The 9,292-nt window shown below is 65.3% G+C and carries 10 protein-coding genes; 2 read left to right on the top strand and 8 right to left on the bottom strand.

From position 1 onward, the window contains the following. Positions 1-16: 16 nt before the first annotated feature. On the top strand, positions 17-1,009 hold the full coding sequence (locus ACWAT4_RS16990; protein WP_449730958.1) for a dienelactone hydrolase family protein: 993 nt from the start codon (positions 17-19) through the stop codon (positions 1,007-1,009). A gap of 122 nt (positions 1,010-1,131) precedes the next feature. Here the strand turns inward: ACWAT4_RS16990 and ACWAT4_RS16985 are convergent, their stop codons facing one another. From ACWAT4_RS16985 to ACWAT4_RS16975, 3 genes are read right to left on the bottom strand one after another with little or no spacing between them, the layout of a single operon-like run. Continuing rightward, on the bottom strand, positions 1,132-1,395 hold the full coding sequence (locus ACWAT4_RS16985; protein ID WP_212301582.1) for an EscU/YscU/HrcU family type III secretion system export apparatus switch protein: 264 nt from the start codon (positions 1,393-1,395) through the stop codon (positions 1,132-1,134). Continuing rightward, positions 1,392-3,032 (bottom strand): flagellar hook-length control protein FliK, encoded by a 1,641-nt coding sequence (fliK, locus tag ACWAT4_RS16980; protein WP_449730957.1) that lies wholly within the window; start codon positions 3,030-3,032, stop codon positions 1,392-1,394. The genes ACWAT4_RS16985 and fliK overlap by 4 nt, the downstream gene beginning before the upstream one ends. Before the next feature lie 54 nt (positions 3,033-3,086). Continuing rightward, positions 3,087-3,881 (bottom strand): ATP12 family chaperone protein, encoded by a 795-nt coding sequence (locus tag ACWAT4_RS16975; protein WP_449730956.1) that lies wholly within the window; start codon positions 3,879-3,881, stop codon positions 3,087-3,089. A gap of 75 nt (positions 3,882-3,956) precedes the next feature. On the opposite strand from ACWAT4_RS16975, the gene ACWAT4_RS16970 reads away from it, so the two are divergent. Beyond that, positions 3,957-4,403: a hypothetical protein gene (locus ACWAT4_RS16970; protein ID WP_212301585.1), complete on the top strand. Its 447-nt coding sequence runs from the start codon at positions 3,957-3,959 to the stop codon at positions 4,401-4,403. Between the two features lie 86 nt (positions 4,404-4,489). Here the strand turns inward: ACWAT4_RS16970 and ACWAT4_RS16965 are convergent, their stop codons facing one another. Genes ACWAT4_RS16965 through ACWAT4_RS16945 form a run of 5 tightly spaced genes read right to left on the bottom strand, consistent with a single transcriptional unit; the run spans position 4,490 to position 9,110 of the window. Beyond that, positions 4,490-5,707, bottom strand: coding sequence for an RluA family pseudouridine synthase (locus ACWAT4_RS16965; protein ID WP_449730955.1), 1,218 nt, complete (start codon positions 5,705-5,707; stop codon positions 4,490-4,492). After that, entirely contained in the window at positions 5,704-6,021 is a 318-nt protein-coding gene (locus ACWAT4_RS16960; RefSeq protein ID WP_212301587.1) for a HigA family addiction module antitoxin, read from the bottom strand. Before ACWAT4_RS16960 ends, ACWAT4_RS16965 begins: the two co-directional genes overlap by 4 nt. A 9-nt stretch (positions 6,022-6,030) precedes the next feature. Then, entirely contained in the window at positions 6,031-6,315 is a 285-nt protein-coding gene (locus ACWAT4_RS16955; RefSeq protein WP_212301588.1) for a type II toxin-antitoxin system RelE/ParE family toxin, read from the bottom strand. Positions 6,316-6,372: 57 nt separating this feature from the next. Continuing rightward, on the bottom strand, positions 6,373-7,707 hold the full coding sequence (locus tag ACWAT4_RS16950) for a replication-associated recombination protein A (RefSeq protein ID WP_212301589.1): 1,335 nt from the start codon (positions 7,705-7,707) through the stop codon (positions 6,373-6,375). Further along, positions 7,704-9,110, bottom strand: a complete 1,407-nt coding sequence (locus ACWAT4_RS16945) for a DegQ family serine endoprotease (RefSeq protein ID WP_212301590.1) — start codon at positions 9,108-9,110, stop codon at positions 7,704-7,706. The genes ACWAT4_RS16950 and ACWAT4_RS16945 overlap by 4 nt, the downstream gene beginning before the upstream one ends. Between the last annotated feature and the right edge of the window lie 182 nt (positions 9,111-9,292).

Genomic DNA, 9,292 nt, shown 5'->3' with positions numbered 1-9,292 from the left:
CACAAGGGAGGATCCCATGCCGACGGCATTCCGCGTCGTTGCAGCGCTCATCGCGCTTTGCGTTTCAACTGCGCTCGCCGGCGCCCAATCGCTGCCGAAGGAAGCCGCGGCTCGAGTCGAGATCTTCCCGATCCCGTCACTCACCCTATCCGACCAGCAATTTCTCAGCGGCGATGCAACCGCCGGTAAACCGGTCACGGTCGCCGGCGAATTCCGCGTCGCGCAGGGGGCAGGCAAGATGCCGGTCGTGGTGCTGATGCACGGCTCGAGCGGCGTCGGCGCCACCACTGAAGCCTGGGTGCACGAATTCAACGCCATGGGCATCTCGACCTTCGTGATCGACGGCTTTACCGGCCGCGGGCTCACCGTGGTTGGACCGAACCAGGCCCTACTCGGACGGCTCAATCTCATCATCGACATCTATCGCTCGCTGGAGATTTTGGCGAAGCATCCGCGCGTCGATCCCGATCGCATCGTGCTGATGGGCTTTTCGCGCGGCGGCCAGGCGACGCTCTATGCGAGCCTCGACCGCTTCCACAAGCTCTGGAACAAGTCCGGTTTGCAGTTCGCGGCCTACATTCCGTTCTATCCGGATTGCTCGACCACGTATCAGACCGACACCGAAGTCGCGGCGCGCCCCATCCGCATCTTCCACGGCACGCCTGATGATTATAACCCCGTGAGGAGCCGCAAGGCCTTCGTCGAGCGGCTCAAGACCGCGGGCCGCGATGTCGCGCTGACCGAATACCCCGACAGCGCACACGGCTTCGACAGCGGCCTGCTCGGCGTCAACACGGTGACGGTCTCGGCCAACGCGCAGACCGTGCGCAACTGCCATATCAAGGAAGGCGACGGCGGCGTGCTAATGAACGGCGATACCAATGCGCCCTTCACCTACAAGGATCCTTGCGTCGAGCTCAACCCACATGTCGGTGGCAATCCGACGACGGCTGCGGAGTCGCGAAAAGCAGTGGTGGAATTTTTGCAGGCGTTATTCAAGTTGGGATAGCAGCCCTACACTCCGTCAGTGCGAGCGCAGCGAAGCAATCCAGAGTCCCTCCGCAGAAAGATTCCGGATTGCTTCGCCGCGCTCGCACTGACGCATGGAGAGATGCGCGCCAGTGTCGTGTGTCAGCGTCCCCGGCCCGACATGCGCAGCACGAACACCAGCACCTCGGCGACGGCCTTGTAGAGATCGGGCGGAATCTCCTCGCCGAGCTCGACCTTGGAGAGTGCGCCGGCCAGCACCTCATTCTCCTCGATCGGGATATCGTGGGCCTTGGCGATCTCGACGATCTTGGTACCGATCGTGCCCTTGCCCTTGGCGACGACGACAGGCGCGCCAGAGCCCTTCTCGTAGTGCAGCGCGATCGCGAGCTTGGATGGATCGCTCATGTGGCGCGATCCAGGAAATGGCCGGCGCGAGCGGGTGCCTGCCGCGGCGGTGTGCCGTCGCGCACCACGATGTCGCCAGGCTTGAGGTCCGCTTTGGTCAGTGCCTGATTGAGCTCACCGATCCCGGCGCGGAGCTGCTGTGCCGTCGCCGGCCGCTCGGCCCACATCCGCACAAAGGTCTTGTCGCCGTTGAGCGTGATCAGCGCGTGCACGGGACCGCTGGGCTCGACATTGAGGGTGAAGCGTGCGCGCCAGGCGCGCTTGGCGGAATCTGGCGTTTCATTGCCGCCATCGCGCGAAATCTCGAATTGCGCCATCGCGGTGCCCTGCGGGGTCGCAAATGGAATCTCGAAATTCCACTGCGGCACGGTCGGATCGATGCGATGCCCGCCGGCGTCGGTGCGGTCGGGCAGCGACGCCACCTGCAGCAGGGTCTGCCGCGCGATCGCGGCATCCGTGTCGTCGAGCAGCCGATGCACGGTCGCAGCGAGCGGCGCATCCGGCGCGAGCGATGGCAAAGCGATCGGTTGCGACGACGGCAGTGCGCCGCGGAACGGCGGTGGCGTCGTGGTACGCGCGGCCGCTTCGAAGACGTGGCTGTCGGGCACGGCCTTGTTCGAGCCCGGCACATTGCCGGTCATGCGCGGCAGGCTTTGCGTGACCTCTTGCAGCAAGGTCGCGGCAAGACCCGCGGAGATGGTTCGCGGGAGGGCCGCCTGCGGCGTTTCGCGGGCCGTGCCTGCCAACACGACGGCCGCAGGCACAGCCTCGCGCGGCAATTGCGCGGGTTGGGCAACCCCCGCCTCCGGCGATGGCAACGCCGCCTGCGCAGCTTCGCCCGTCACCTGCAGCGCTGAAGCTGCAATCTGCGACGTGGCCGGAAGGCTGGACGGCAGTGCGATGCTTGGCGCTGCGACTTGTGGCGCGGCGGTCTCGAGCGCGCCCGATGTCGCCGCCAGCGTCTGGCGCAGCACCAGCAGCGCCGCCTTCAGGTCCGGCACCGGGCCTGACGGCAGCGTCGTGCCGGACGCAAGCGAGGCCTCGAGAAACAGGCCCGACTTCTGAAAGGCGGATTCGATATCGCCGCCATCGAGGGCGGTATTGAGCGGCGTCTGTTGCACCAGCACGTCCAGCACGGCCTGCTTCAGGCCAGCAGGCAGATCGCTGCCGGTGACGACCGAGGCCAAATTGGCGAACAGCGGCGCCTGGCTGCCCTGCTTGGTCACGGCCTCGGTAGAAGCGACCGAAACGGCAACCTGCTCGGCGGGCGTCAGGGGATTGCGGACCGCGGTCGCGGATGGCGCAAGCGGCGGGCCGTCGACCAGCGAGGCCGCCGCCGGCGTCAGCGTGACCTGATCGGCGCTTGCCTCGCCTGCGCCGTTGACGACGGCAAGCCGGATGGTGCCGTCGTTCTGCGACACCGCGAGCTGGAGGTTTTGTCCTGGTGTCAGCGACACCTCCGACATCACGTCCATCGACAGATTGGCGATCGCGATCCGCACCAGATTGTCGGCGAGCACGCTGACAACCCTGGCATCGACCACGCTTCCGGCCTGAAGCACAAGATCAGGCGTCGTCGCATCAGCCACGGGGCTGGCGGCACTGACGGGAAGGATCGAGCTTATCGGCGTCGGCATCTCGGGGGCCCGGACATCTGGCCCCCACCCTAAGGCTCCGTCGTAAACCTCTCGTTAAGGACCTTTGACCGGGGCCGGATTAACGGCAGCCAGCACAGTCACGGCGGCCTCGAAGTCCCTGAGGCGCGTGGCCCGGCGGGCGGCCGCCTCCTCATCCACGCCCCATTGGTCGATGTTCCAGTCCTCATCGACGTGGGCAGCGGCCCAGACCTGGTCGGCGTCACGCACGCCATGGGCCAGGGCCAGCGCCAACAGCGCCGAGCCGGTCAGGGTCGTCACCACATGGAGGGCCGCGACCGACCAGGCATCCACCGGCAGCGCGGCGCGGGCAGCCCGGAGCGCCTCGTCCGGTTGCTTCACATGCATGATGCCTTCAGAGAGGATGAAATGCGCCCCCAGCGCCTCCGCGGCCCAGAACAGCACGGGGTCCCAATGCGCGGCCTCGCGGGCGACCAGCCCCTCGGGATGGCCGGCACGATAAAACAGCAAATCCGTCTCGAAGTATTTCGCGAGGTCATCGGTGACGAGGTCGACGCGATCGACGACGCCCTCGACCACGCTGTTGGCGATCCGCGTCAGCGGCATGGTCACTGGATCGATCGCCTCGCCCTGGGCGGCCCATTCCGCGGCCACCGCATCGGCGAGCGTCCGCGAAGGTATCACCACCTGGCGGGCGGAGGGTGTGCGGATCGGCTTGCCGTCGAGCGTGATGGCAAAACCGCCCTCGGCCTCGGTGGCGCCGGCCTCCTTGTAGAAGCGCTTGCGCTGCGGTGTCCGTGCCGACGCGCGCGCCGATTCCCGGGGATCCGGCGGCGGCTGGCTGGCTGCATCTTCGAACAATTCGCGCATGTGAGTTTTCGGTCCCGGTCGCTGGATGCTAGGCTTTTAAAGTAAGACTTGCGGCCGATAAAGCGAGCGGCGGGCATGAGGGAACTTGCGGGGATTGGGGCCCTGTTCACCGGGCTTTGGCTGGCCGCGGCCGAAGCCGGCTTTCGCACCCCGGAATCGCTGATCCGTAACGTCTACGCCTATTACGGCGAGGGTGCGCCGGAGCTGTCCAAGGGCCTGCCGCGGGACGATGCGACCACCCGGCAATTCTTCGACCCAAGCCTGCGCAAGGCGTGGTCCGCGCCGCGCAGCGAACCCTATGATTTCCTGGTGCAGAGCCCGAGCTGGAAGCTCGGCCCGATCACGATCGCAATCGTCCGCAGGCAATACGACAAGACCTATGTGGCCGCGAATTTCGACAATCGCGGCCGGAAGGTCGCGCTGAACTTCATCCTGGTCAACGGTCGCGAGGGCTGGCTGATCACGGATGTCGAAAGCCCGCATGACAGTTTGCGGATGTTTCTGGAGCAGTTTCGGAATTGAGGGCGATATGCGGGGACAGAGTTCCGCTTGTCGTCCCGGCACTAGTGCGCGATTGCGCACTAGGCCGGGACGACATCGCGGAAACCCTACTCCTCCGGCGCGTTCTCGATCGGATCGAACCGGCTTGCATCCAGCCCGAGCAGATTCCAAGACTGCTGCATGTGCAGCGGCAGCGGCGCGGTCGCGTCGATCACGCCGCCGCGCGGATGCGGGATGACGATGCGGCGCGCGAGCAGGTGTAGCCGGTTCTGCAGGCCGCCCGGCAGCTGCCAGTTCTCGATGTTGAAATATTTGGGATCGCCGACGATGGGATGGCCGATATGGGCCATGTGGGCGCGCAGCTGGTGAGTACGACCCGTCACGGGCTTCAATGACACCCAGGTCAGCTTGTTGCCGGCGGTCTCGACCACCGCGTAATAGGTCACCGCGTGGCTGGCGCCCTCGTCGCCATGCTGGGCGATGCGCATGATGGTATCGTCCTCGCTCTCCTCCTTGGCAAGGAATGTCGAGATGCGGCCCTGCTTCGGCTTCGGCAGGCCCGGCACCAGCGCCCAATAGACTTTTCGTGCCGAGCGCGAGCGGAATGCCCCGGTCAGATGCGAGGCGGCAAAGCGCGTCTTGGCGATCAGCAGGCAGCCAGAGGTCTCGCGGTCGATGCGGTGCACGAGACGCGGCTTCTGGCCCTTGGAATCGCGCATCACCTCGAGCATCTGGTCGATGTGCCGCGTCATGCCCGAGCCGCCCTGCACGGCGAGTCCGGCGGGCTTGTTCAGGACGAGGACGTCGTCGTCCTCGTAGATCGTCATCTCCTTCAGCGCCTTGAGCGTCTTCTGCGCGGCCTCCGAGAGCTCGCCGACAACCTTCGGCGCGTCGAGCTTGAGCGGCGGAATGCGAACGCTCTGGCCCTCCTCCAGGCGATCCTTGCTGTCGACGCGCTTGCCGTCGACGCGCAGCTCGCCTTTACGCACGACGCGCTGAATGTGGGAGAACGACAGGCCGGGAAACCGCGCTTCGAGAAAGCGATCGACGCGCATATTATTCTCGTCAGCCGTCACCGTGACGGTCTGCACCTTGGTCGGCAACAGCGCCTCGACGGACTTGGCCGGCGCGGCCCTTTCCACTTCAGCCCTCTCGAGCTTAGCCTTGGGCGGACGCCGCTCGGCGCGCTCGCCCGCAAAGCGCGGCGGCTTGCCACCCGGGCGCGGCCCAGCCTTCTTCGCGCTCCGCGCCTTGAATGGACGCGATTCCTTGCGCTCATCGCGGTCCCGAGGCTGCGGGTTCATTCTCTTGATGCGACGACTCATGCGGTTTTTCCAAGCTTTCGTGTCGACTGCGCGTTGGCGCGGCGGGGCAGCGACGCAACTTTCGCGCCCACCTCTTTCTCCGCCAGTCGCAGCTCATATTGCTGTTGCAGGTTCATCCAGAACTGCGGACTCGTACCAAACCAGTGGCCCAAGCGCAGGGCCGTATCGGCGGTAACGCCGCGCTGTCCGTTGATGATACCGGTGATGCGATTGACCGGCACGTCGATCTGGCGCGCCAGCTCGGCGGCGGTAATGCCGAGTTCGTGCAGCTCTTCGGCAAGCTGTTCGCCGGGATGAATAGGCGTGCGGGGCATAAACTTCCTTCAGTGATAGTCGATGATCTCAACATCGATTGGACCGGGCGATCCCTCCGGCCAACCGAAGCAGATTCGCCATTGATCGTTGATCCGGATCGAGAACTGTCCAGCGCGATCGCCCTTTAGGGATTCAAGTCGATTGCCGGGCAATGCCGCCAAATCGGCCGGACTGGTCGCCGCGTCTAACCTGTCGAGGCGCGTCTCTGCCTGCCTGGCAAATCCTGTGAATTCCTTGACGTGCTGGCCAGCGGCAAATCGCTCGGTGCGCTTGTCGCGGTAGCTGACGATCATTGCCTAAATCTAAGCAGGATTTACGAGTTACGTAAATAGTAAACTTGATCGAAGCGCCTACTTTCCACCCCGCTCCTTGCGCAGCTTGGCCCAATAATCCAGCCGCTTGCGGATCTCGCGCTCGAAACCGCGCTCCGGCGGGTCGTAGAAGGTCTGGCGCCCCAGAGCCTCCGGGAAGTAGTCTTGGCCGGAAAAGGCGTCGGGGGCGTCGTGATCGTATTCGTAAGCTGCGCCATAGCCTTCGGACTTCATCAGCTTGGTCGGCGAGTTCAGGATGTGCTTTGGTGGCAGCAGAGAGCCGGCCTGTTTTGCGACCTGCATCGCCGAGCCGAAAGCCGTATAGACCGCGTTCGATTTCGGCGCGGTGGCAAGATAAACGACGGCCTGCGCGATCGCGAGCTCGCCCTCGGGATGGCCGAGGAAGTCGAAAGCGTCTTTCGCCGCATTGGCGATGACCAGCGCCTGCGGATCGGCAAGCCCGATGTCCTCGACCGCCATGCGCACGACGCGGCGGGCCAGGAACAGCGGATCCTCGCCGGCGTCCAACATGCGGGCAAGGTAATACAGCGCCGCATCGGGATCGGAGCCGCGCACCGATTTATGCAGCGCCGAGATCAGATTGTAATGGCCGTCGGCGGATTTGTCGTAGATCGGCGCCCGGCGTTGCAGGATATCCTGCAGCTGCGCAGCGTTGAAGATCTCGTCCGCCCGCGCCGAACGCCAGACCTCTTCGGCGAGCGTCAGGGATGCGCGGCCATCGCCGTCGGCCATGCGCACCAGCACCGCCCTCGCCTCCGCGTCGAGCGGCAGCTTGCGGCCCTCGACTTGCTCGGCATGCACGAACAGCTTTTCGATCGCGGCGGCGTCGAGCGAGCGAAACACCAGCACGCGCGCGCGAGACAAAAGCGCCGCGTTGAGCTCGAAGGACGGATTCTCCGTGGTGGCGCCGACCATCACCACGGTGCCGTCCTCCATGACAGGCAGAAACGAATCCTGCTGGGCGCGGTTGAAGCGATGCACCTCGTCGACGAACAGCAGCGTGCCCTTGCCCATCTCGCGGCGCGCACGTGCGGCATCAAACGCCTTCTTGAGGTCCGCGACGCCGGAGAACACCGCCGAGATCTGCTCGAAATGCAGATCGGTGGCATCCGCCAAGAGCCGCGCCACCGTGGTCTTGCCGGTGCCGGGCGGGCCCCAAAACACCAGAGAACCGAGCGTGCGCGTCTCCAGCATGCGTGTCAGCGCGCCGTCGGGGCCAAGGATATGATCCTGGCCGACGACCTCCGACAACGCACGCGGCCGCAGCCGGTCCGGCAGCGGATGCGGGGCCTCGTGATCGAGCCCCGCCGCGGCAAAGAGAGTTGGCGTCTCCTGTGGTCGCTTCGGACTCATCCGCCCAGCGTAACGTTGATCTGCTGACCGCCGCGCACCAGCGCGATACGCCAGAGCCGTGGCTGCTCCTTGGCGGCTTTCTCCAGGTCGCTGGTCTTGGCAATCTTCTGGTTGTTCACGGACAGGATGATGTCGCCCTTCTGGAAGCCGACATTTTGCGCCGCCGTACCATCGCCGATGTCGGTCATGACGACGCCCTCGGTGTCGGCATCGAGATGCAGCTCGTCGGCCACCGCCGGCGTGATGGTGGAGATCCTTGCGCCCTGGAACGGCGAACGCGTGGTGATGACGAGCTCATTGCGGCCGCTGTCCGGCGCGGTCTCGAGCGCGATCGCCAGCTTGAGCGGCTTGCCGCCGCGCTGCACGTCGATCTGCGCGGCACCGCCGAGTGGACGGGTGGCGAAACGGTAGTCGAAGGCGTTGGGATCATCCACGACCTGGCCATCGATGCCGGTGATGAGATCGGACGACTTCAACCCGGCCTTCGCCGCAGGACCGTTGGGAACGACGCTCGCGACCAGTGCGCCGGTCGGCGAACGCAGGCCGAGGCTCTCGGCGATCTCGGGCGTCACCGCCTGCAGCTTCGCACCGAGCCACGGCCGCTTCACCGCCGTGCCGCCGCTCTTGGCGGAGGCGACGACGACGCGCACCATGTTGGCGGGGATCGCAAAGCCGATGCCCTGCGAGCCGCCGGAGCGCGAGTAGATCGCAGTGTTGATACCGGCGAGCCGGCCGTTCATGTCGACCAGCGCGCCGCCGGAATTGCCTGGATTGATCGCAGCGTCCGTCTGGATGAAGAACTGGTAGTCGGTGATGCCGACCTGCGTACGCGCCAGCGCCGAGATGATGCCGTGCGTCACGGTCTGGCCGACACCGAAGGGATTGCCGATCGCCATCACGACATCGCCGACCATCAACTCATCAGAATTGGTGAATTCGAGCGCCGGAAACTTCTCCTTGGTGTCCTTCAGACGCAGCACGGCGAGATCGCTGCGGGAATCCTTCAGCACGATCTCGGCCTCAAACTCGCGCTTGTCCGACAGCGACACCTTCACCTGGTCGGCGCCCTCGATGACATGGACGTTGGTGACGACGAGCCCGGACGCATCGACGATCACGCCCGACCCCAGCGACCGCTGCACCTGCTCCTGCTGCTGGCCCGGCACACCGAAGAAGCGGCGGAAGAGCGGATCGTCCAGCAACGGATTGCGGTTCTGCACCACCTTGGCGGCATAGACGTTGACGACCGCCGGCTGCACCCGCTGCACGATCGGCGCATAGGACAGCCGCAGCTCGGCCTGCGACGACGGCACGCGACGGTCCTGCGCGGCAGTCGGATTGAAGTGGGCCGAAAAGGCTATGCACAATGCCGTGACGACGGCAGTCGGGATCGATCGAAACATTCCTACCTCTTGGAAAAGACGCCGGAATATAGGCGCGTTCGCCCTCCAATAGAAGGGCGCCGAGCGGCAATATTCAGCCCTCCTCCGGCGCTTCGGGCGCACAAGCTTTGCGTGCGGAATCACAATTTGCTTGGGGCGGTGGATTGGCATGATGCCCGTCATCCTGCATTCTCATCCCGGGC

The sequence above is a fragment of the Bradyrhizobium sp. T-1 genome (assembly GCF_053592855.1).
Note: the sequence above shows the minus strand (reverse complement) of the source record. Positions and strands in the feature narration are given on the sequence as shown.

Coding starts and splice junctions, on each gene's coding strand:
- ACWAT4_RS16990 (WP_449730958.1), top strand. CDS start 17: ATGCCGACGGCATTCCGCGTCGTTGCAGCGCTCATCGCGCTTTGCGTT.
- ACWAT4_RS16985 (WP_212301582.1), bottom strand. CDS start 1,395: ATGAGCGATCCATCCAAGCTCGCGATCGCGCTGCACTACGAGAAGGGC.
- fliK (WP_449730957.1), bottom strand. CDS start 3,032: ATGCCGACGCCGATAAGCTCGATCCTTCCCGTCAGTGCCGCCAGCCCC.
- ACWAT4_RS16975 (WP_449730956.1), bottom strand. CDS start 3,881: ATGCGCGAATTGTTCGAAGATGCAGCCAGCCAGCCGCCGCCGGATCCC.
- ACWAT4_RS16970 (WP_212301585.1), top strand. CDS start 3,957: ATGAGGGAACTTGCGGGGATTGGGGCCCTGTTCACCGGGCTTTGGCTG.
- ACWAT4_RS16965 (WP_449730955.1), bottom strand. CDS start 5,707: ATGAGTCGTCGCATCAAGAGAATGAACCCGCAGCCTCGGGACCGCGAT.
- ACWAT4_RS16960 (WP_212301587.1), bottom strand. CDS start 6,021: ATGCCCCGCACGCCTATTCATCCCGGCGAACAGCTTGCCGAAGAGCTG.
- ACWAT4_RS16955 (WP_212301588.1), bottom strand. CDS start 6,315: ATGATCGTCAGCTACCGCGACAAGCGCACCGAGCGATTTGCCGCTGGC.
- ACWAT4_RS16950 (WP_212301589.1), bottom strand. CDS start 7,707: ATGAGTCCGAAGCGACCACAGGAGACGCCAACTCTCTTTGCCGCGGCG.
- ACWAT4_RS16945 (WP_212301590.1), bottom strand. CDS start 9,110: ATGTTTCGATCGATCCCGACTGCCGTCGTCACGGCATTGTGCATAGCC.